This is a genomic window from Microbulbifer flavimaris (assembly GCF_001641755.2).
Lineage (GTDB): Bacteria > Pseudomonadota > Gammaproteobacteria > Pseudomonadales > Cellvibrionaceae > Microbulbifer > Microbulbifer flavimaris.
This window is the reverse complement of the sequence record NZ_LRFG02000002.1, coordinates 470,656-492,461: the sequence shown is the minus strand read 5'-3', so window position 1 is coordinate 492,461 and position 21,806 is coordinate 470,656. Positions and strand designations below refer to the sequence as shown.

The 21,806-nt window shown below is 59.2% G+C and carries 16 protein-coding genes; 14 read left to right on the top strand and 2 right to left on the bottom strand.

The annotated features are described in order from the left end of the window. Nucleotides 1-90: 90 nt before the first annotated feature. Both AWR36_RS06985 and AWR36_RS06980 read left to right on the top strand, forming a co-directional pair. The gene (locus AWR36_RS06985; RefSeq protein ID WP_067083081.1) at nucleotides 91-5,358 is read left to right on the top strand and encodes a DUF748 domain-containing protein; all 5,268 of its coding nucleotides are present in this window, start codon (nucleotides 91-93) and stop codon (nucleotides 5,356-5,358) included. A 40-nt stretch (nucleotides 5,359-5,398) separates the two neighbouring features. Next, nucleotides 5,399-7,348, top strand: a complete 1,950-nt coding sequence (locus tag AWR36_RS06980) for an aconitate hydratase (RefSeq protein ID WP_067083078.1) — start codon at nucleotides 5,399-5,401, stop codon at nucleotides 7,346-7,348. A 17-nt stretch (nucleotides 7,349-7,365) separates the two neighbouring features. Here AWR36_RS06980 and AWR36_RS06975 read toward each other — a convergent pair whose 3' ends face one another. Together AWR36_RS06975 and AWR36_RS06970 are read right to left on the bottom strand one after the other, a co-directional pair. Further along, nucleotides 7,366-8,163 (bottom strand): ABC transporter permease, encoded by a 798-nt coding sequence (locus AWR36_RS06975; protein ID WP_067083076.1) that lies wholly within the window; start codon nucleotides 8,161-8,163, stop codon nucleotides 7,366-7,368. Next, nucleotides 8,163-8,792, bottom strand: coding sequence for an ABC transporter ATP-binding protein (locus AWR36_RS06970; RefSeq protein WP_067083073.1), 630 nt, complete (start codon nucleotides 8,790-8,792; stop codon nucleotides 8,163-8,165). Before AWR36_RS06970 ends, AWR36_RS06975 begins: the two co-directional genes overlap by 1 nt. A 140-nt stretch (nucleotides 8,793-8,932) precedes the next feature. Here AWR36_RS06970 and parC point away from each other — a divergent pair, with 140 nt between their 5' ends. From parC to AWR36_RS06905, 12 genes are all read left to right on the top strand, one after another. Further along, nucleotides 8,933-11,182 carry a DNA topoisomerase IV subunit A gene (gene parC / locus AWR36_RS06965; protein ID WP_067083071.1) on the top strand — a complete coding sequence of 750 codons (2,250 nt, stop codon included), beginning with the start codon at nucleotides 8,933-8,935 and terminating at the stop codon, nucleotides 11,180-11,182. Between the two features lie 394 nt (nucleotides 11,183-11,576). Beyond that, entirely contained in the window at nucleotides 11,577-12,122 is a 546-nt protein-coding gene (locus AWR36_RS06960; RefSeq protein WP_067083069.1) for a PIN domain-containing protein, read from the top strand. A 183-nt stretch (nucleotides 12,123-12,305) separates the two neighbouring features. Continuing rightward, the gene (locus AWR36_RS06955; protein WP_067083066.1) at nucleotides 12,306-13,862 is read left to right on the top strand and encodes a transposase; all 1,557 of its coding nucleotides are present in this window, start codon (nucleotides 12,306-12,308) and stop codon (nucleotides 13,860-13,862) included. Nucleotides 13,863-14,056: 194 nt separating this feature from the next. Further along, entirely contained in the window at nucleotides 14,057-14,416 is a 360-nt protein-coding gene (locus AWR36_RS06950; protein WP_067083063.1) for a hypothetical protein, read from the top strand. Nucleotides 14,417-14,691: 275 nt separating this feature from the next. Continuing rightward, nucleotides 14,692-14,970: a GNAT family N-acetyltransferase gene (locus AWR36_RS06945; RefSeq protein ID WP_082679455.1), complete on the top strand. Its 279-nt coding sequence runs from the start codon at nucleotides 14,692-14,694 to the stop codon at nucleotides 14,968-14,970. Nucleotides 14,971-15,120: 150 nt separating this feature from the next. After that, nucleotides 15,121-15,696: a tetratricopeptide repeat protein gene (locus AWR36_RS06940; protein ID WP_141398488.1), complete on the top strand. Its 576-nt coding sequence runs from the start codon at nucleotides 15,121-15,123 to the stop codon at nucleotides 15,694-15,696. A 519-nt stretch (nucleotides 15,697-16,215) separates the two neighbouring features. After that, nucleotides 16,216-16,605 (top strand): c-type cytochrome, encoded by a 390-nt coding sequence (locus AWR36_RS06930; protein ID WP_176491108.1) that lies wholly within the window; start codon nucleotides 16,216-16,218, stop codon nucleotides 16,603-16,605. Between the two features lie 491 nt (nucleotides 16,606-17,096). Then, a complete protein-coding gene (locus tag AWR36_RS06925) occupies nucleotides 17,097-17,852 on the top strand; it encodes a class I SAM-dependent methyltransferase (RefSeq protein ID WP_067083056.1) in 756 nt (251 codons plus the stop codon). A gap of 172 nt (nucleotides 17,853-18,024) precedes the next feature. Next, a complete protein-coding gene (locus AWR36_RS06920) occupies nucleotides 18,025-18,450 on the top strand; it encodes a hypothetical protein (RefSeq protein WP_141398486.1) in 426 nt (141 codons plus the stop codon). Between the two features lie 212 nt (nucleotides 18,451-18,662). Next, on the top strand, nucleotides 18,663-19,136 hold the full coding sequence (locus tag AWR36_RS06915) for a MarR family winged helix-turn-helix transcriptional regulator (protein WP_067083052.1): 474 nt from the start codon (nucleotides 18,663-18,665) through the stop codon (nucleotides 19,134-19,136). Between the two features lie 20 nt (nucleotides 19,137-19,156). After that, the gene (locus AWR36_RS06910; protein ID WP_082679453.1) at nucleotides 19,157-20,245 is read left to right on the top strand and encodes an HlyD family secretion protein; all 1,089 of its coding nucleotides are present in this window, start codon (nucleotides 19,157-19,159) and stop codon (nucleotides 20,243-20,245) included. After that, the gene (locus AWR36_RS06905) at nucleotides 20,245-21,774 is read left to right on the top strand and encodes a DHA2 family efflux MFS transporter permease subunit (RefSeq protein WP_067083048.1); all 1,530 of its coding nucleotides are present in this window, start codon (nucleotides 20,245-20,247) and stop codon (nucleotides 21,772-21,774) included. The genes AWR36_RS06910 and AWR36_RS06905 overlap by 1 nt, the downstream gene beginning before the upstream one ends. Nucleotides 21,775-21,806: the final 32 nt, after the last annotated feature.

The following is a 21,806-nucleotide window of genomic DNA, read 5'->3' as shown; positions in this document are numbered from 1 at the left end:
CAGCGTCAGGCTTCCAGCATTGCCCTGAGTGCCTGAAGACCGCCGGCAAAAACGGTGCGCCCATTCACGGCAAGCCGACAATCTGACTCCATGCCCAAATTGTCCGACGGATCCAGCGCTTCCTCCAACCGCCTGATGTGGTGGTTGCTGGGCATCGTCTTGTCTGTTGGTGCGCTCTCTCTCGTGTTGTCCGCGTGGCTGCACGTCCGGCTAGAGCGGGAATTGCAGCAGCGCGGGCTTGAAGCAGAAATCGGCCGGCTCTGGTTCTCGATCCCGCGCCTCGCGCTGGAGCTTCGAAATGTGCGGGTACAGAACAGTGAGGGACGCGGGCTGGACGCGGAGGAGCTGGTGCTGGACTACGGCTGGCTGGACCTACTCCGCGGTCGCTTGCGGCTGCAACAGGCGGAGCTGGTTGGCGTCGATATGGATCTGGCGTCCACCATCACGGACGCAGGGCGGCGCTGGGAGGTGGCAGGTTGGGCGCTGGGGGCCGGAGGCGAGCGCCGCGACCGGGACCTGTGGCTCGGCATCGGCCGCCTGCATATTCGCGACAGTCGGCTCTGTTACCTGGCCCGACCCGCGTGGCAGAAGCCAAGCTGCCTGCGCTTTGCTGAACTACACACCCGCGACTGGTTTCTGTCGTTAGAGCGTACCGGCAACGAGCCCCTGCAACTGCAGGTGGGCGCCGGGCAGCTGGATATTCGCAATCTGCTGGTGCGGCCCGAGGGCGGCGAGCGGGACCACACGGTGATCGTCAAACTGGCCCTGGAAGAGGGGCTGTTTGCCCGCCCGGGAAATCGCATCACCACCGACGAGCTGGTAGTGCGTCGCTTTGGCAGTTGCCTGCCCGCACGCTGGGGTGAGGCGATTCCCGCTCTGGGGCGGGTGGTTGGCCACTGTGCCACTGCCCGCCGACTGAATCTGGCCGGCGACGTGGTGGCCGCCTTTGGTGCCGAGGCGGAGGTCGGCTGGCAGCGGGGGCAGGGCCAGGCAGTGCAGCTGCGCTATGCCAACCGCCGCTGGCAGAACTGGCGAGCGGAAACCATTGCCTTGAAAGAAGCCCACTTCAGCCGCCGGGAGAAATCCCTGCGCTGGGCGGAAGCCGGCGCCTCGGGGTTCGACTGGTGCCCACCGGGTCTGCGCGATACCGAACACCATCTATGCCTGCGCGCTGGCAGTGTGGGCCTGCCGGATCCAGTGACATTTGAGTGGACTGATGGCATGGCGGTGGAGGTGGGCTCCGGTCGCCTGCAGCAGACGCAACTGCTGGACTTGGCCGGGCAGATCCGCAACCCGCTGACCCTGCACGATATCCGGTTGGCGGCACTGGGTTATCGGGATCGCCGGTTGACCGTCTCACGCCTGCAGATGGAGAGCGGCTCCGGTTGCGTGCCGGGTGCTCTCTGGCAGGTACCGGATCACTGTGTGCGCCTGGCGGGCCTGCGCGGCGAGGAGGAATTGCAGGTGCAATTTGCCGACAGCCGTCAGTCGCTGCCCTGGGGTGTCGCCAGTGGTCCGCTGACTGTTGGCCAGTTTCACCTGGCGCGCGAGGGGCAGGAGCCGCTGCAATTGCGACAGCTGCGCTGGCAACAGTTGCGGGCCCTCGGCGGATCCGGCTCCATGGCGGAGCCGCTGCTGGTCCGGGACCCGGAACTTCTCTCCCTGCAGGGCTGTGTGCCGGACACCCTGTTGCCGGACCGGCTGCGCCCCCTGTGTACAGAGCTGCAGAGCCTCACCGGGCAGGGCACTTTTGCCTGGGCGGGGGGCGAAGACGGGTACCTGATTTTCGGTGATCTACAGCTGCAGCGCCTGCTGTTGGGAGATCGCCGCGGTGGCAGCGATGGACTGCTACTGCAGCAACTGGCGGTGGGCAATGGTTTCCTGCGCCCGAAAGTGGGTGGCGGTATTTCCTGGGCCTCTGCCGACGCCAGCGCCACTGATCCCGGGAGCAATGATTTGATCGCGTCTGGCAACAACAGCGAGGAGTTTCTGGATGACGAGGGCCTGGAAAAAGGTCGGTTGCTCGAAGGAAATGGTCGAGAGGTTAGAAAGGATGGAGAGAGCCGGGGAGAACAGCAGCAGAAAAATCGCGACGTTGTTGCTACAGGCACCGCAGCGCTCCCCGACCTCACGGATCCGAATCTGCACTTATCCAGTGCCGCACTGCAACAACTGGATGGCTGTCTGCCGGACAGCTGGGCGCAACTGCTCTTCCGCCAGCCGGAGTCCCTGCCCACCTGTTTCGATCTGCGCGGGCTGGCAATCGATGAGCCGCTGCGCCTGGCATGGCAGGGGGGGCTGGGTTTACGGGCGCGCGCCCTGGCCTTGGAGCGGGCCGAAGCTGCCACCGCTGATGGCGAATCCCTGTTGCTGGTGGAGCAGCTCTCGTTACCGGATGGGCAAATGCGGGTGGGGAGCGGTGGGCGCCGCCTGCAACTCTCGCTGCCGGACTTCGCCCTGCAAACCCTCGATGGTTGCCTGCCGGGCGGCTCCCTGGTGTCACCGATGTCGGTCCGGTGTATCGACGTGGTGGCGCTGCAGCTCGGAGCCGAGGCGCGATTTACCCTGTCCGAGCGGCGCCTGGCGGCGAACCTGGATGGCACCGACCTGCAGCGGCTGCAGTTGACAGGCCTCGGGGACAGACTGGCCCTGGACCTGCGCGGATTTTCCTCAGATCGACTGCAGGTGGACTGGCCCGGTCCGCCTGCGGCCGCCGATGTGCTGGAACTGGGCGGACTGGAGCTGGCGCAGCTGAGCGCCTGCCTGCCGCCGGAAGCGTCGATCAAAGCGGGCGGCGTTGCCATACCCCGCTGCCTGGATCTGCGGGACCTCAATAGCGCAGCAGGTGCCAATAACCTGGCCGCCGGGCCGATCCGTTTTCTTCCTGCGCCTGGCACGGATCCACTGTGGCAGATCGATGATCTGGCCCTGGATGCACTCGCCTTCACCTCGGATACCGTCCAGCTCGGCACTCTGAGGCTGGAGGGTATCGAGGCCTGCGGTCTCGCAGAGGTCCTGCCGGGCAAGTCCGGTGGGGGTTGCCTCACCTGGCGCTGGCTGCAGCTGGCAGCGGGCAGTCGCGTCACCTTCGGTGAAGGGGATCCCGAAGTGCAGCTGGCGGCCCTGGATTCGGCACCGCTGTCACTGGGCGGTGCAGAAAATCCTGTCCTGTCTTTCGACAGTCTCGGCTGGCAGCAACTGCGCTGGGACGGCGGCACCACTGTCGGGGTGACCGACTTCGCCCTGCGCGGAATTCGCGCCTGCCGGCCTGGCAGTGGAGGGGGGAAGAATTGCCTGTTCCTGCGCGAGCTGGCGCTGCCGGGTGCCGAGGTGCTCTCATTTAGCCGCCCCTTCTCCGTCAGTGGTGCCATTCGTCTCAGCGGGCTCGGGTTCGGCACCGACAGCACTGGTGCGGCCGCCGCTTCAGTCAGCCTGCGCGAACCCGTCTATCGCCAGCCCGGCACCCAGACGGGCATGGAGCGCGCCGTTGGCGAGCTGGCAGAGATCAGTGGTTGCCTGCCTGCGGCCTGGCTTGCGGGTAACCGTCTCTCGCCCTGTTACGAGTTCGGTCGGGTGGAACTGCAGGGCATCGAGCGGCGCCAGACCGAGAGCGGCACGGTGACAGAACTGGTGGGGCTGTCCATCGATGGGGTGCGCCTGCGGCAGCAGGGTTTCCCCGACGGCCTGCCGGCGGAACTGTTGCAGTTGAAGCAGGCCTCAGTGGAGCGGCTCGCCTTCGGGGCCGGGCGCGTTGCCTTCAGCGGTTTTTCTGTCGAGGGCGCTGCCGGCTGCCTGCCCGCGGGATACGTGCAGCGACTCGATCACTGCCTGATGCTGGAGAGCGTCGATGCCAGCGGCACGGTCGACACGGGGCGCAACCAGCTGGAGCTGTCGCGGCTGCAACTGTCCGACTTACAGCTGCTGAGCGGAGACGGCAAGCGCCTGCTGCGTGCCGATTCGGCCCTGCTCCATCAGTTCACCGCGGAGGGCGGACGTTTCGCGTTGACGGAATTGTTTATGCAGGATTTCGGCCTGCTGGGCCGCGCCGAAAATGCGCCGGAATACAAGCTCCATGCCTGGCAGGTACAGAGCGGTGACGCGGTGTTACAGGATGTTTTCTTCGACCTGGCGCAACAGCAACTCGAAGTGCCGCGCGCTTTTTTCACCAAGCCGCGCATCATTCTCGCCCGCGACGACCAGGGCAATATCTCCATGGAGCAAGGGCTTGCGGACCTGATCGGCGAGCCCGTGGCCGAGGCAGCTGAAGAAGCAGGCAGGGCAGCCAGTGAGCGCACGCCATTCCGCTACCGGCTGGGCGAGATGTATGTGGATCGCGGCCGCTTTACCTGGCTCGACCGGCAGGGGCTCATGCGCGCAAAGCTGCCGATTCGGCACGTCAATGTCTTGCTGCGCGGCGCCAGTAATTATCCGGAGGACCCTCCGGCAGAAATCCTCCTCGGCGCGCGCCCCGGCGGTTTTGGTGAAATGCACCTGGCCGGTGAGCTGGATTACCTGGATATCGAGAAGTGGGATGCGACTCTTCTCGGTTACGTAGCCAATGCCAACCTGATTCCGGCACAGCCTTATATCGCCAACCTGCTCGGTTACAAGATCCTGCAGGGACAGCTGGACGCCCGCGTGAATATTGAAGTGCGTGCCAACGACGTGGATGCGCTGGCACATATGCGCCTGAACAAAATCCGCCTGCGCCGCGTACGAGAGAGCGATCAACTGCCGGTGGAACAGCCGATGATCCCGCTCGATATTGCCCTGCTGGTCATGGAGGATGCCAAGCGGAATGTGAACTTCAAAATGCCGGTCAGCGGTGACCTGTACGACCCGGAATTTTCTTTCAGCTACATTTTCAGCGACCTGCTGCAACAGGCGATCCTGGAGGCGCTGTTCAGTTACTTCAGTCCGGTTGGCTTCTACACACTGGCGAGCCGGGCATGGACCCGGTTCAGGACACTGGTGTTTCTCGACACCGTCGAATTTTCGCCGGGTAGCGTCGAGCTGAGTGCCATCGCGCGCCAGCACCTCGACGAAGTCGTGGAGACCCTGGAGGAAAAGCCGGAGGCGCGCCCGGGCATTTGTGGTATTGCCAATGCCCGCGACTGGATGACGCTCTACCCGGACAGTACGCCGGGCATGAATGGCAGTCGCAGGGTGCGGGAAAACTTTTACCGCGAACCGCCCGTAGAGATTCATGACGAGCTACAGAAGCTGGCGCAAAGGCGCAGTCGGCAGGTAGAGCGCTACCTGCTGGACCGCGGTGTTTCGGCAGATGAATTTATTCAGTGCGCACCGGACTACGACGGCAGTGATTTCGAGCTGCCCCGGGTAGAGTTTTCCCGGTGAGCCGCCCTTTCACAATTTTCCAACTCAAGGAGCCAGTTCCATGGCCAAGAATCTCGCCCACAAGCTGATCGAGTCGCACCTGGAGAGCGGGTCCCTCGAGCCAGGCTCCCCGATCGAGCTGAAGATCGACCAGACCCTGACCCAGGATGCCACCGGCACCATGGTGATGCTGGAGTTCGAGGCACTGGGCCTGCCACGGGTAAAGACCGAGCTGTCGGCCCAGTATGTGGACCACAACCTGCTGCAGACGGATTTCAAGAACGCCGACGATCACCTTTTCCTGCGCAGTGCCTGTCGCAAGTGGGATATCTGGTATTCGCGCCCCGGCAACGGCATCAGCCATGCGGTGCATATGTCCTGCTTTGGCAAGCCGGGCAAGACGCTGTTGGGGTCCGACAGCCACACGTGCGCGGCGGGCTCCATGGGCATGCTGGCCATCGGCGCCGGCGGCCTGCAGGTGGCGCTGGCCATGGCGGGCATGCCCTTCTCATTGACCATGCCGAAAGTGCTCGGCGTGCGCCTCGAGGGCGAGCTGCCACCCTGGGTCAGTGCCAAGGATGTGATTCTGGAAATGCTGCGTCGCCAGACCGTAAAAGGCTGCGTCAATAAAATCGTCGAGTATCACGGCCCGGGGCTCGCCAATCTCACCGCCATGGATCGCCACGTGATTGCCAACATGGGGCAGGAGCTGGGCGCCACTTCCAGTGTGTTTCCCGCGGATGAAGCGGTACGCGCGTTCCTGCGCCAGCAGCAGCGCGAGGAAGATTTTACCGAGCTGACCGCAGACGAGGGCGCCACTTACGACGAAGAGGACACCATCGACCTGTCATCGCTGGAGCCGTTGATTGCCTGCCCCTCCAGCCCGGACAAGGTGGTGAAGGTCAGCGAGGTGGCCGGCAAGCCCATCTACCAGAGTTACATCGGCTCCTCCGCCAACCCGGGCTTGCGGGATTTCGTCGTGCCTGCCCGGATGGTGGCGGGGAAACAGATAGACGACCGGGTTTCTTTTGATATCAATCCCAGCTCACGACAGATGCTGGAGGAGATCAGCCGCAGCGGCGATCTGGCAAAGTTGCTGGAATCCGGCGCGCGCCTGCACCAGACCGGCTGCGGCGGCTGTATCGGGATGGGGCAGGCGCCGGCCAGCGGGCGTATCAGCCTGCGCACGGTGCCGCGCAATTTCCCCGGCCGCTCCGGTACCGAGGAGGATGAGGTCTATCTGTGCAGTCCGGAGACCGCCACCGCCAGTGCGCTGACGGGTGAGATCACCGACCCCCGCGATATGGACATGGACTACCCGGCCTTTGATGAGCCGGAGGCATTGCCGGATATGCGGCCGCTGTTGCTGGCGCCACAGGAAATCCCCACGGAAGTGGAGCTGGTCAAGGGGCCGAATATCCAGCCACTGCCGGATTTCGAGGGCCTGCCCGACAAGCTGGTTGCCCCGGTGCTGCTAAAAGCGGGCGACAATGTGTCCACCGATGAGATCCTGCCCGCCGGTGCCGAAATCCTGCCGCTGCGCTCCAATATTCCCGAGATCAGCCGCTACACCTTTTCCCGTGTCGACAAAAAGTTTTATCAGCGCGCCATGGACCTGGACGGCGACTGCTTTGTGGTGGGGGGTGATAATTACGGCCAGGGTTCCAGTCGCGAGCACGCCGCCATCGCCCCGCGCTTTCTCGGCGTGCGTTGCGTGATCGCCAAGAGCATGGCGCGCATCCACCGCCGCAATCTGATTAATTTTGGTGTGCTGCCGCTGCTATTCGACGATACGGCGGATTACGACAAGATCGAGCAGGATGCGGAGCTGGAGATTGACGATCCCGTGGGGCAACTGGAGCCGGGCAAGCCAGTGGAGGTCAAACTCAAGGCGTCCGGCGATTCGCTCAAGGTCAAACACGATCTGTCCGAACAGGAGATCGACACCCTGCGCCTGGGTGGCCTGATCAACAAGACACGCAAAGAGCACCCGGATATTGATGAGTCATAATCCAGATCGGCGCGGGATTACGATGCTGTCAGCCGGTCCAGCCGCAGCCGTTCACAGCCGTCGAACAGCCGGCGCGAAGCGACACTGACTGCCAGGAAGGTACCGAAACCGGTGCCGGCGGCGATGGTGAACATGATCAGGATCTGGTACTTCACTGCCAGTGCCGGCGCGGTGCCGGAGAGGATCTGGCCCGTCATCATCCCCGGCAGTGACACAATCCCCGCCGCTGCCATGGCGTTGATGATGGGCATCAACCCCGAGCGCATGGCATCCCGGCGCAGCTCGCCACAGGCCTCGCGCCAGGTCTGTCCCAGCATCAGGCGCCCTTCCACCTGCTGCCGCTCCCGCCGCACGCTCTCGGTGAGCCGGTCCAGGGCCAGGGCGATGCCGGTCATGGTATTCCCCAGCAGCATTCCCAGCAGCGGGATGGCGTACTGCGGCGAATACCAGGGCGTCGGCCCGATAACGACAATCAGGGTCAGCACCGTGACACTGAAGGCGGACACGAACATGGCCACGGTGCCGATGGCGAAGCCCCAGCCCCCGCGCAGGCGATAATTCTGCCGCGCCATTACCTCCCGGCCAGCCAGCAACAGCATGGCCAGACCCATCAGCGCGATCCACAGGGGTTTGCCCACGGCAAACAGCGCCTCCAGCACAAAGCCTACCAGCGTCAGCTGCACGGCGGTGCGCGTTGCGGCCAGGAGCAGGGAATTGCCAACCCCGAGTCGTGCCCAGTAAACACAAATGGCCAGTGCCAGCACCAGCGCCGCGGCCATCGCCAGTTGCCACCAGCTGAGTTCGATCACATCCATCAGTCTTTATCCCCGCTGGTTTTCACAAGGCGATCGCCCTCGATATGCAGGTGCCGGTCGGCCACCCGCGCGATCTGCTCGCGGTCGTGGGCGACCCAAAGCGTCGGCAGCGCGCGCTCGCGGATCACCTTGCACAACCACTGTTCGGTCTCGCGAGTGGCATCGGGGTCGAGGTTAGCGGTGGGTTCGTCCAGCAGCAGCGCACGGGGTTGATGGGCCAGGGCGCGCACCAGGGCCAGGCGCTGTTTCTCGCCGGATGACAGGCGGTCGATGGACCAGTCGAGAGTCTCGGCCTTGAAACCCAGTTGATCCAGCGCCTCGGTCATGGGGCCGGGCAGGTGCTCGCCCACCGTATCGAACCACCAGGCGCTCTCCGCCGGCACCATCGTTACCGCCCGCCGCCAGCGGTGGCCGCGGAGATCCTGCTGGGACTCGCCGGCAATACTCACACTGCCCTCGTGGGGATCCAGGTCGGCGACGGCGCGCAGCAGGCGGCTCTTGCCGCTGCCGGAGGGGCCGGACAGACAGACAATCTCTCCCGGATCGATCGTCTCGGAAACCGGTTCCAGGTCGCCGGCCTTGATCCGGTCGAGTGTCAGTTTGCCTGCTGCCAAGGCTTTCTTTCCCATGTGCGAGCCATCTTTGCGAGGATTGTACGGCCAATGCATATTGGCTGTCAGAGGGTTATGTCGCGGTGATCCCTTTGAACCGCCCGCCGCTTGCCGCCATAATCCGCCTCTTCCGAAGAGAATAACGAGACGGACGCAGTATGACCGAACCCTCCGTGTATGAGGCGACCGAGCGCCTGCCGCTGAAGGAATATACCGAGAAGGCCTACCTGGATTACTCCATGTACGTCATCCTCGACCGTGCCCTGCCGAACATCGGCGACGGCCTGAAACCGGTGCAGCGGCGCATCGTCTACGCCATGAGCGAGCTCGGCCTCAAGAACACCGCCAAGTACAAGAAGTCCGCCCGCACCGTGGGCGACGTGATTGGTAAGTACCACCCGCACGGCGACAGCGCCGTGTACGAGGCCATGGTGCTGATGGCGCAGCCCTTCTCCTACCGCTACCCGCTGGTGGATGGCCAGGGCAACTGGGGCTCCCCGGACGATCCCAAATCCTTCGCCGCCATGCGTTACACCGAGTCGCGCATGGGCAAATACTCCGAAGTGCTGCTGTCCGAGCTGGGACAGGGCACCGTCGACTGGCAGCCCAACTTCGACGGCACCATGGACGAGCCGGCAGTACTGCCGGCGCGGGTACCCAACATCCTGCTGAACGGCACCACCGGTATTGCGGTAGGCATGGCCACCGACATTCCGCCGCATAACCTGCGCGAAGTGGTCGATGCCACCGTGCATATGCTGGAAAACCCCAAGGCCACCGTGTCCGAGCTGTGCGAGTACATCCAGGGCCCGGACATGCCCACCGAGGCGGAGATCATCACGCCCCGTGCCGACATCCAGAAAGTCTACGAAACCGGCCGCGGCTCAGTGAAGATGCGCGCAGTATGGGGCAAGGAAGATGGCGATATCGTCATCACCGCGCTGCCGTACCAGGCCAGTGGTGCCAAGGTGCTGGAGCAGATCGCCGCGCAGATGCAGGCGAAGAAACTGCCCATGGTCACCGACCTGCGCGACGAATCGGACCACGAGAACCCGACGCGCCTGGTCATCGTGCCCAAGTCCAACCGCGTGGACCTGGAGCAGGTCATGAACCACCTGTTCGCCACCACCGACCTGGAAAAGAGCTACCGCATCAACCTCAACATGATCGGTATCGACGGCCGCCCGCAGGTCAAATCCCTGGACAAGATCCTGGGCGAATGGCTCAGCTTCCGTACCGTCACCACAAGACGCCGCCTGCAGTTCCGCCTCGACAAAGTGGAGAAGCGCCTGCACCTGCTGGCCGGTTTGTTGATCGCCTTCCTCAATATCGACGAGGTGATCGAGATCATCCGCACCCACGACGAGCCCAAAGCGGCATTGATGGAGCGTTTCGAACTCACCGACACCCAGGCGGAATACATCCTCGACACCAAGCTGCGCCAGTTGGCGCGCCTCGAGGAAATGAAGATTCGCGGCGAGCAGGCGGAACTGGAAAAAGAGCGCGACATGCTCACCAAGACCCTGGACAGCGCCCGCCGCCTGAAGACCCTCATCAAGAAAGAGCTGCTGGCGGCCGCCGACGAATTCGGTGATGAGCGCCGCTCACCGCTGGTAGAGCGCGGCGAGGCCAAAGCCTTCGATGCCGCCGACCTGCTGTCTTCCGACCCCATTACCGTGGTGCTGTCCGACAAGGGCTGGATCCGCGCCGCCAAGGGCCACGAGATCGACCCCGCCTCACTCAACTACAAGGCCGGCGACCACTTCAAGCTGGCCGCCCGCGGCAAGAGTAACCAGATGGCGCTGCTGCTGGACAGCACCGGCCGCAGTTACGCCATCGCCACCCACACCCTGCCCTCGGCCCGCGGCCAGGGCGACCCGCTGAGCGGCCGCATCAATCCGCCCTCCGGCGCCACCTTCGAGGGGCTGCTGATGGGCGCGGACGACCAGCGCATACTGCTGGCCTCTGACGCCGGTTACGGTTTTGTCGCCAAGCTCGGCGACCTGCAGTCCCGCAACAAGGCGGGCAAGGCCATGCTGACCCTGCCCAAGAACGCCCGTGTGCTGCCGCCGCAGGAGATCGAAAACCCGGATGAAGCATTACTGGCCGCCGTCACCAGCGAGGGCCGCATGCTGGTGTTCCCGGTATCGGAACTGCCGGAGCTGTCCAAGGGCAAGGGCAACAAGATCGTCAACATCCCCTCCGCCCGCGCCGCCAGCCGGGATGAGATCGTCGTCGGTGTCGCGGTGCTGGAAGGCAAGGCCCAGCTGGTCATTCACGCCGGCAAGCGCCACACCAAGATCAAGATCTCTGAACTCGACCACTACATCGGCGAACGCGGCCGACGCGGCAACAAACTGCCGCGGGGCTTCCAGAAGGTGGATCGCATCGAGGTGGTGGAAAAGTAGCGACACCGTGACTTGATTTGTTGGCGTAAAAAACTCCACCTTCCCGAGTGGAAACGAAAAGCCCTGCCCTTGTCGGCAGGGCTTTTTTATTGAATTTCTCATGCCTTCCACCCTGCATGCGGCCGAAATATACAGCCGAGTCTGCTATTTATCACGTAAAGCCTTAAGTTATTGACTTATAAGGTGGTTGAAATATGCTCAGCGGACCTGTGATGAACAAGCCAAATGAAGCCAGCGTCTAGTTATTTCTAGCAAAATAAATCGACTAATCCTAACTGCTTGAAATCAGGAAAGTTTTTGATGTGGTCCGGCAGTAGGGCATAGAAATAGCGGCGAAAGAGATATGAAGCCGCAGGCTTTTGAATAAACTGTTAACACAACAAGGAGTTCCACAATGAAGTGGGCATTTATCGACTATGAAAATGTCGGTGGTATGGAAAAAATCGATCTTTCGCAGTACGAGAGAGTCATCGTATTTCTTGGGGCGAAACAACCAAAGCTAGATTTTGGTGCATCAAAGTATGATTCCCCAATCAATCTCATTGTCGTTCAAATAAAAGCCACTCAAGCAAATAATCTAGATTTCCACTTGGCATATTATTTAGGTAAGTACGATCGAGAAGCAGCTAAAGAGGTCGTATTTGAGGTGATTACTAATGACAATGGTTTTGCGCCGTTGATATCCCACCTTAAATCAAATGGCAGAACCTGCAAGCACATTAAACATGTTACGGTAGCGGCTTCCACTCAAAAGCTATTGAGTTCACTAACTAAATCGCCGAAGGAAAAGCGACCGAAAACCGTATCGTCATTGAAGAATCACATTGCAGCGCATTTGAAACTGCAAGGCAATGAAGTTGCTGTACAAGGCCAGGTAAATAAGCTGGTCCAAGAGAAGAAAGTGGTGCTAAACGGAGAGTCCGTAGAGTACCAGTGTTAACAAACAGCGGCAGAGCGACAGCCAACGCTACGCACCTTTTGTGTTACTCGCTGTCGCTCAAACATTAACACAAAAGGCGCTCCGCGCTGGCTGCGCCTGCGCTGGGCGTTCTGGCTGTAGAAAAACTCTGTAAAACCAGTCTCTTTTGATAGGATTGGCGGATCATAAAAAGGGATATCCGCCATGCCCAATTTCAAGCGGTATAACTACAACCAGGATGCCATGGTTGTGATTAATTTCGAGGAACAGCTGCAGCCTGGCACCTTCGAATTCACTCTCCACCACCTGATCGACAACCATATCGATCTCTGCGCCTTCTACGATAAGTACCAGAATGATGCCGGCGGCCGCTCGGCCTACGATCCGGCGATTTTGCTCAAGATCATCCTGTTTGCCTACTCGAAGGGCATCACTTCCAGCCGAGAGATCCAGTGGCAGTGCGAACACAACATCATCTTCAAGGCGTTGTCCTGTGACTCGGTGCCGCACTTCACCAGTATTGCCAGTTTCGTCAGCAGCTACCCCGATGCGATCGAGGCGATCTTTGAGCAGGTATTGATGGTCTGTGATCAGCAAGGCCTGCTTGGTAATGAGCTTTTTGCTATCGACGGCTGCAAGATGTCTTCGAATGCCAGTAAGGAGCATTCGGGTACTTTCAGGGAGCTGGAGCAGAAGAGGACAAAGATCCGCAAGAAAATCCGCCACTGCCTGAAGGAGCACAAGAAGCTTGACGGCCGCAAGCCCGCCGAGCGAGAGCGTAAGCAGCGCTTGGCACAAGCCGCCGAAACCCTGCAGAAACACTTCGACAAGATTGATCAGTTTCTAAAGACGGCAGCCCCAAGGATGGGGCAAGGCAAGCAACCGAAAGAAGTCAAAAGTAACATCACCGACAATGAGTCGGCGAAGATGACCACCAGCAAGGGCACCATCCAGGGCTACAACGGTGTCGCGGCGGTGGACAAGAAGCACCAGATCATTATCGAGGCCCAGGCCTTTGGCGAGGGCCAGGAACACCATACTTTAAAACCCATACTCGATGGGCTCAGCTCCCACTACCGCAAGGCCGGCATTCACGACAACATACTCACCGAGCAGGTCATTGTCACTGCGGACACCGGCTTCTCCAATGACGCTAACAACGAGTATTTAAAAGTCGCAGGTATCAATGCCTATATTCCTGACAATCAGTTCCGCTCTCGGGACAAAGCCTTCGCCAAGCAAAAAGACAAGTACGGCAAGCGCCACCGCGACACGCTGGTTGGCGTGAAGCAGGTGATCCCCGCCAGCGAGTTCAAGTTCGACAAGCGTCACAAGACCTGTGTCTGCCCCGCGGGCAAAGAGTTGCTTCTTTATAGAGAGGAGCGAGTGAGACAAGGCAAGCGCAAGCTCTTCTTCGAAGGACGGCTAACGGACTGCCGTCACTGCCACCTGAAACACCAGTGCATGCGCAATCCCAGTTCAGCCGATACCCGTGACGGACATGGGCGTCAGGTGTCGGCGACCTGGACTAATGGCCGGACGGCGACCGATTGGATGAAAAAGCGCGTCGACAGTATCGAAGGCAAGACAATTTATAGTCATCGTATGTCGGTGGTCGAGCCCGTCTTTGGGAACATCGGTACTAATAAGCGCTTGAGTCGCTTCTCCCTGCGTGGAAAAGAGAAGGTCCAGGGGCAATGGCGACTGTTCTGTTTGATACATAACATCGAGAAATTGATGAGATACGGGGCGATTCACTGATTCACAGAGATATCCACACTCGCTTTGCGAAACATCACTACGATCTCGTCGAATGAGTGATTATGTAAAACGAATGTGCTTAAATCGTAACCATCACTATGAACAAGAATAGGGCCGTGGAATCATCAGGATCTAAAACTGTATTTCTACAGGCTCGTTATGCCTATTTATTTTAAAACAAGAGTGGAGGAAGTATGAGATACAGCGTGGTCGTAGTTTTTTCCGTTTTGTTTTTCCTGTCCGGATGCACATCGCTGCAGCCCGTAGAGCTCGGTTCTATTGAGTTGCAAGAGAAAATAGTAAAGGAAGATCTGGTCGCTGTCGGAGATAGAATCAAGGTTGTACTTGATTCAGGGGAGCGGAAATCCTTTAAAGTTGCGGAAGTCACTCCAACCCATATATACGGTGCGGATGATTCGGTAAGTATAGACTCAATTGCCGCGCTAGAGTCTAGAGAATTTAGTGGCGGTAAAACGGCTCTGCTCGTCGGAAGTGCATATTTAATATGCGGAATCATGGCCGCCATTGGTGCCTCAATAATGATCGGGTTCTAGCACGGGGCATACGTATAACAAATGAATGAAGCACGACGCCCAAAGCTTTGCTTCACTTTTGTGTTGCTCGCCGGGCTCACAAATTAACACAAAAGTGGCGCTCCGCTTGGCGCGCCTTATCCAGGTGTTACGCATAAATGAAGATTGAGCCAAGTTCACCAAAAGATTTGCCCGAAATTCTGGATATATTCAATCTATCGAGAGAGGCAAATGGAAGCTTTCCTAGTCGCAGTTATTGCATGGGTGCTTTTCAAGAAGCTATATAGGGAGAGAAAATTCTGGTTGCCCGCATAGGAGGTGAAGTGGCAGGCTTTGTGTCAGTATGGGCGCAGAGTAATTTTCTCCATCACTTATTTGTGTCACCCAAGCATCAGAGAAAAGGTATTGGTAAAGCGCTAATTTCTGCGATTGTATGTGAATTTGGTTTGCCTATGTCTTTAAAGTGTATTAAAGAAAATACACAAGCATGCCGTTTCTATGAAAAGTTAGGGTGGCAGCCGAGAGAAGAAAGTATCGGTCCTGAAGGTCCGTACATTCTTTATGAGCTACGTTAAAACTCATAAGAAGCAGCGGCAGAGCGAGTGCCAACGTCCTGTAGCTTTTGTGTTATTCGCTGGCGCTCAAAAGTTAACAAAAAACGCGCTCCACGCTGTCTGCGCCTGCGCAGGGCGTTACACGCCCTTTCAAAAGCTACAGGAGGCAGTTTGAGAAGCATAATTTTTGTATTCTTTATGGCCTCTGCTGCAGTATGCGCTCAGGAAAGTGAGGGTGGCTGCTCTATAGGTTTGGAGCAGCGGGCAGAACTGATGCGGCTGAGTTTCGCTGAGTTTGATCAGGACCCAGAAAAAGGCTGGCGCCCTTTTTATGAAAAACGTTGCTTTGGCGCTGCCCAAGAGCTGCTGTCTATGTACATTGAACGTAACCCGGGAGTAGCAAAGAAAAACTTTATGCTTAATTTCCATGCTGGCCAAATGTGCGCATTTACGGGCGATTATGAGGCTGCAGAAACCTATTTCCGTAAGAGCTATTCTGGCAGGGTCAGTAGCTGGAGTAACTGGGACGCCTTTGTTGATGCCAATATTGCGTTTATAAACTCGGACATCTCAGATTTAGAGCGTGCGAAAAGCAAAATAGAGCAGCAAGTAACAATTACAGAAGGAGCCTATCCAAACTTTCCCTCGCATTTGTATGGAAAGAAAATAAATCTAGATGTGGTTAAAGCGTTCATGGCTTGCATTGGGAAATCATATTCCATTGCGTACCATGATTGCCGGATCTAACGGGAGTTTGGGCTGGCCATGTAACAAGCACGTGAAGGGTAGCACCTTAAGCTTTGCTTCGCTTTTTGTGTTGTTCGCTGCGCTCACAAATTAACACAAAAGCGGCGCGTCACTTGGTGTGCCTGACGCGGGCGTTGGATTCTGTCCGCCTCGGAGTGACTGTCTCTTGGGTTTTAGTAGAAATAAAATACTGTATATAAATGCACTTGCGAGATAAAAATTAAAATGGCTGTATCGTCCAGCGGGTTGCATGGAACGGAATCTGTGGGCTAATCTTCCTGCTACCGTGGCGCAAGAAATGGATTAGCCGTGGTTTTCTGCTGTCGCTGATACCCGCCGGCATTTTGTTGCTGGTGCTTTTGCTGATGCGCGGCTTTGGTGTCGGTGCGCTGGCACTGGGGACACAGATACCCCTGGTTATCATTCTGGCTTGTGCTGCAGGTGGTGTCGCGGATTCAGGCTGGCTGCCCGCGCAGGGAAAATAATCTGGCTCAATTGACTGGCAACAGGATGCACTGCATGAAACACACACTATCCATCGCAACATTGTTGGCAACGTTCTCGCTGGGGACGGTTGCTTCAGAGCAGGAGACCCGTCACCTTATTGGGTTGGGTGCCCTTACCTTTGCCGACAATTGTATGAAGTGTCACAAGATAGACGGCTATGGTGAGGAAGCGCTGTACCCATCTCTGCGCGATCCCGGGTTGCTGGCAAACAAGCCACTACTCATTGACACGGTGCTGCACGGCCGTTCGGCACCCCGCCGCAATGGCGGTGAGGAGGATCTGATGCCGGCGCTGGAGTTTCTGACGGACCGCGAAATCTCGGCGATCATCGCGTTTATTACCAATACCTGGGGTGATGAGGTGTTGTTGGTGAGTGAAGAGGAAATCAAGGCGGCGCGCTGAATTGGCTGTACGGAAACGTGCGGAACGAAAGAGCGCTCTGCAACGAAAAAGGTCAGCCCGGGGCGACCGTTTTTCGTTTATGCAGCGGGTTACGCGGGCTTTCTTGCCAGCGGCTCGCATATACAGTGCATGCCGCCACCGCCGGCGGTGATCATGGAAATGGACAGTGGAATTGCTTCTAATAGAAAGATTACCGTCAAAAATTTTTCATGTTACCGTGAAACGTTGCTTCCCCCGTAAGCGCGAGTGGTTGCGGGTGTAAGCCTCACCACGGGAGCGCGTTTTGCCGTATCTACTATCCCTTCCAGTAATAACCTCTCCTCCACACAGTTTGACGGGCCTCGCTTACGCAGAGGGAATTTGCTAGGTGCCAGAGGCGAGCTAATAATGTTCGCTGCGGCAAAATCTTACAAGACGCCGAACGATGTGCAGCGCAAGCGCTACGATCGTTGGCTATATCGTTATGACTAAAAGCCTGAGAGGGCACGGTAGTGGACGAATTAGAGTTGCTTTTAGACCTGCACAGGGGCGCTAGTCGTCAAGGTCCGGGGGGAGATTCTGAGGTAGAAAAGGCGATCGGGCTTGCAGGGATTGATCGAGATGCCTCTTTGAAAATAGCCGATATCGGTTGTGGCACTGGCGCCTCAACACTGACTTTGGCCCGCCTGTTGAATGCCAAAATTTTCGCTGTCGACTTTCTTCAGGACTTTTTAGATGCTCTGGCGGGCAGGGCTCAGAGTGGCGGCGTTGCTGAAAAAATCACGCCAATTTGTGCTTCAATGGAGCAGCTTCCGTTTGAGGACGAGGAATTTGATGTTATCTGGTCTGAGGGCGCCATCTACAACATGGGGTTTGCAAAGGGTGTAGCAGACTGGAATCGCTACCTGAAGCCAGGAGGGCTGCTTGTTGCCTCAGAAATTACATGGCTTACGAACTCGCGCCCTTCGAAGCTCCATCATCACTGGAACAATGAATATCCCGAGATAGGTGCAGCATCGGCAAAGATCAAAGTTTTGGAGGATAGCGGCTATACACCTATTGGATATTTTGTGCTGCCAGAACAGTGCTGGCTCGATAATTATTATGAGCCAATGCGCAGAAGCTTTGATGCCTTCCTGACTCGGAATGAAAATAGTGAAGAGGCTCGGGCAATCGTTGAGGCTGAGCGCCGTGAAATTGAGCTTTATGAAAAATACAAGGCGTACTTTAGCTACGGTATGTATATTGCAAAAAAACGCAGTGAGTAGAAGTCAAAGCGAGCGCCTGTAGTCGCCGCGGAGCACGCTCTGATACTTTTTATCCTTTGCTCGAGAGGTGTGCGAATGGAGTGCTGTGACAGGGATGTGTCAGCCAATATTTCTGGCATTCTCTTGTTGCTGGAGTCTGCGCCGAACTTTGGGTGTCGGAATGTATTGCCAGGTGGTTAAGCCTTTTGTTGATATGTCAAACGCTCCGCTTTTTAAACTCCAAATTTCCCCAAGCTTTGACCTCCCTGAAAAGTTTGAGGTTGCCAATGTTCCCGATTACAGAATCGAATACACAAGTTGTTACGGAGCGGGCGGCGATGAGTGGGGAGTTCCATCCAAGGTGATTGTCCCGTTGTCAGAGGGGCAGTATAAAAAAATACTGGATTCCATAGATGCGGCCCTGGGGGCAATTTCACTTCTCGACGACACACTGGGGCTCGATGGTGTGACCTATGTACTTGAGTCTTCACGGCATCAATCCGTGAATCTTTCTATATGGACACCGCAAGAGAATACTGAAAAGAGGGGCTTGGGGAATCTGTTGAAGCTTGAAGAGGAGCTGCGCCGACTCCTGAATCAAAATACCTCGAGGGCCTAGCAAACGTATGTGATTCACCAGCGCCCAAATTGGCAAGCCAACTTTCTTCCCCGGGTTGCTGCAGAAAATAGAGACCCCGCCGTTTCCTCACCAGCTGCGTGCTGTCCAGTCCGGTGATGGTGAGCCACTCAACTGGCCTGTGCCAGATGCCCGCCAGCTTGCATACATCATAAGCATGCTTATAATGCGCGCCCTCATAAAAAGGGGAGCCTATGGGTACCGATAATCAGCCTGAGCCAGCGGCTTCAGAGCTTGAACAGCCAGTCAACGAGACCGCCGCGAAGATGAGTTTCGAGCTCCACAGCGCCGCGCACCTGCTGCGGCGCAACTTTGACCGGCGGGCCAGGGCCCATGGGCTGAGCCGTTCGCGCTGGCAGGTGCTGTGGCACCTGGCCCGGGAGCAGGGGCAGAAGCAGGCGGAACTGGCGGAGCGGCTGGATGTGGCGCCCATCAGCTTGGCGCGGCAGCTGGACAAGCTGCAGGAGGAGGGGCTGGTGGAAAGACGCCAGGATCCCGCAGACCGGCGCTGTTTCCGTATTTTCCTGACCGAGACGTCGAAGCCTGCGCTGGAGGTCCTGCGCGGCCTGGCACGGGAGACCCGTTCGCAGGCGCTGGAGGGCTTTTCCCTGGTGGAAGTGGAACAGTTGCAGCGCCTGCTGGGCAAGCTGCGGGAGAACCTGGTGTGAGCCGGGGGACCTTGGAAAGAATGATTAGGGGTAGGCAAGTGGTGGAACAACTGGCAAAACTGCCGGCGCGCAAGATCGGCATCGGGGCCGGTATCGCGGTGGCGATCGCAGTGCTCGCCTGGAGCCTGTTCGGGGGTCGCAGCAGCGTGGAGACCGAGAATGCCTACGTGAAGGCGGACAAGGTCTCCCTGTCACCGGAGGTCAGCGGCGTAGTGGCACAGGTGGCCGTGCGCGCAAACCAGCAGGTAATGAAAGGTGAGCTTCTGGTGCAGCTGGACGAGACGCCTTTCCAGCTGGCGGTGGCGGAAGCCGAGGCGCATATGGCGCAGGTACGCAACCAGCTACTGGCACGGCGCGCCGAGTTCAGCGAATCTGCCGCTGCGCTGGAGCAGGCGCGAAAAGATGCCGACTATCATCGCCGCCAGCTGAACCGCAGTGAGAAGCTGGGCCGCGTCGCCCTTTCCGAGGCGGAACTCGACGAAGCCCGCCAGCAGCTGGACCGTGCGCTGGCGCAGATCGCCATCAATACCGAGAAGCTCGCCAGCCTCCGAGCCGAGCTGGGCGGTAATCCCGAGTTGCCCCTGGAAGAGCAGGCGGACCTGCAGGTGGCCCAGGCGCAACTGGACAAGGCCCGCTACCAGCTGTCCCGCGCCCGTATCGTGGCGCCGATGGACGGCGTCATCGCCAACGACATTCCGCAGCCGGGCGAGATGGCCCGCGCCGGCATCGGCCTGATCAGTATGCTCGGCACCGATGGTCTGTGGGTGGAGGCCAACCTGAAGGAAACCGAGCTGGCCCGTATTCAGGCCGGCCAGCAGGCCGAAGTGGTGCTGGACGCCTACCCGGACTTCCAGTGGCAGGCCCAGGTGGACAGTGTCAGTCCGGCCAGCGGCAGCGAGTTCGCCCTGATTCCGCCGCAGAATGCCAGCGGCAACTGGGTCAAGGTGGTACAGCGGGTGCCGGTACGCCTGCGCCTGCTGCCCGCCAAGGAAGCGCCCACCCTGCGTGCGGGTATGAGTGCCCGGGTACGTATCGATACCAGTGAAGACGCCAAGCTGGTCTCCGCCCGTGCCGCCGGCGCAGCGGATGGTCGGGTGGTGCTGTTTTAATGAATGCGGCGCAGCCGGTGAGCCCCGCGCGCCGGCAGATGATCACCGCCAGTATCATGCTGGCCACGGTGATCCAGGTGCTCGATACCACCATCGCCAATGTGGCGTTGCCCCATATGCAGGGCAGCCTCGGTGCCGGCAGCGACCAGATCACCTGGGTGCTCACTTCCTATATCGTCGCTGCTGCGATCATGACCCTGCCGGTGGGGTACCTGTCCCAGCGTTTCGGCCGCCGGCGGCTGTTTCTCTGGTCCGTGGCCGGCTTCACGGTCAGTTCCATGCTCTGCGGCCAGGCCGGCAGCCTGGACGAGATGATCCTGTGGCGCCTGCTGCAGGGCGTCTTTGGTGCCGCACTGGTGCCGCTCTCCCAGGCCACATTGCTGGATACCTACCCCCGCGAGCGCCACGCCTCGGCCATGAGTATCTGGGGCATGGGTGTGATGCTGGGGCCCATTCTCGGGCCGACCCTGGGGGGCTGGCTGACCGAATATTATTCCTGGCGCTGGGTGTTCTACATCAACCTGCCGCTGGGCATCCTGTCGTTTGTGGGTATTTACCTGTACCTGCCTGCCGACAAGACCAGCAAAACCCGCTTCGATGCCCTCGGCTTTGGCCTGATTGCGCTGGCGGTGGGTGGGTTGCAGATGTTGCTGGACCGGGGCGAGCAGGTGCACTGGTTCGAGTCCCTGGAGATTCAGCTGTATGCCATCGCCTCCGCACTGGGGCTGTGGCTGTTCCTGGTGCACTCCTTTACCAGCCGCGAGCCCTTCCTGACCCCGGCCCTGTTCCGGGATCGCAATTACGTCTCCGGGCTGCTGTTTATCTTTGTGGTGGGCATCATCCTGCTCGCCACCATGGCCCTGCTGCCGTCCTACCTGCAACAGTGGAAGGGCTATCCGGTGGTGACCACCGGCCTGATCCTGATGCCGCGCGGCGTCGGCGTGATGCTCGGCATGATGCTGGTGGGGCGGTTGCTGCGCTTTGTCGACGGCCGCGCGCTGGTCATTGTCGGCATGCTGTTGGTGAGTGTTTCCTTACAGGTCATGGCCGGCTTCAACCTGCAGGTGAGCCAGTCGACCCTGGTCTGGACCGGCGCCCTGCAGGGGCTGGGCCTGGGGCTGGTGTTCGTGCCCATCTCCACCCTGGCCTATGCCACCCTGCCCGCTGCGCTGCGCGGTGAGGCCACGGCGCTGTTCAGCCTGTCGCGCAACCTGGGCAGCAGTATCGGTGTGTCGATCGTGATAGCGCTGCTGACCCGCAACCTGTGGATCAATCAGCAGCAGCTGGGTGAGCGCCTCGCCGTCCCCGATGACCTGCTCACCGGGCATGTCGACGGTGAGGCACTGGCGGCACTGCCTGAGGCGGTAATGCAGGAAGTGGCGCGCCAGGCGGCGGAGATCGCCTATGTGAACGATTTCCAACTGCTGATGTGGGTGAGCCTGGCGGCGATCCCGCTGGTATTCCTGCTGGCGAACCCGCGGTCCGGGGAAGAGCTAGGGGAAGAAGACGGAGAGAAAGCGGCGGCCTGAGATGGTGGCCGCCGCGGGTAGTGATCAGTGCG

Bases quoted from the DNA above. Each gene is read 5' to 3' on its own strand.
- AWR36_RS06930 (WP_176491108.1), top strand. From the start codon at position 16,216: ATGAAACACACACTATCCATCGCAACATTGTTGGCAACGTTCTCGCTG.
- AWR36_RS06985 (WP_067083081.1), top strand. From the start codon at position 91: ATGCCCAAATTGTCCGACGGATCCAGCGCTTCCTCCAACCGCCTGATG.
- AWR36_RS06905 (WP_067083048.1), top strand. From the start codon at position 20,245: ATGAATGCGGCGCAGCCGGTGAGCCCCGCGCGCCGGCAGATGATCACC.
- AWR36_RS06910 (WP_082679453.1), top strand. From the start codon at position 19,157: ATGATTAGGGGTAGGCAAGTGGTGGAACAACTGGCAAAACTGCCGGCG.
- AWR36_RS06975 (WP_067083076.1), bottom strand. From the start codon at position 8,163: ATGGATGTGATCGAACTCAGCTGGTGGCAACTGGCGATGGCCGCGGCG.
- AWR36_RS06915 (WP_067083052.1), top strand. From the start codon at position 18,663: ATGGGTACCGATAATCAGCCTGAGCCAGCGGCTTCAGAGCTTGAACAG.
- AWR36_RS06960 (WP_067083069.1), top strand. From the start codon at position 11,577: ATGAAGTGGGCATTTATCGACTATGAAAATGTCGGTGGTATGGAAAAA.
- AWR36_RS06970 (WP_067083073.1), bottom strand. From the start codon at position 8,792: ATGGGAAAGAAAGCCTTGGCAGCAGGCAAACTGACACTCGACCGGATC.
- AWR36_RS06955 (WP_067083066.1), top strand. From the start codon at position 12,306: ATGCCCAATTTCAAGCGGTATAACTACAACCAGGATGCCATGGTTGTG.
- AWR36_RS06980 (WP_067083078.1), top strand. From the start codon at position 5,399: ATGGCCAAGAATCTCGCCCACAAGCTGATCGAGTCGCACCTGGAGAGC.
- parC (WP_067083071.1), top strand. From the start codon at position 8,933: ATGACCGAACCCTCCGTGTATGAGGCGACCGAGCGCCTGCCGCTGAAG.
- AWR36_RS06950 (WP_067083063.1), top strand. From the start codon at position 14,057: ATGAGATACAGCGTGGTCGTAGTTTTTTCCGTTTTGTTTTTCCTGTCC.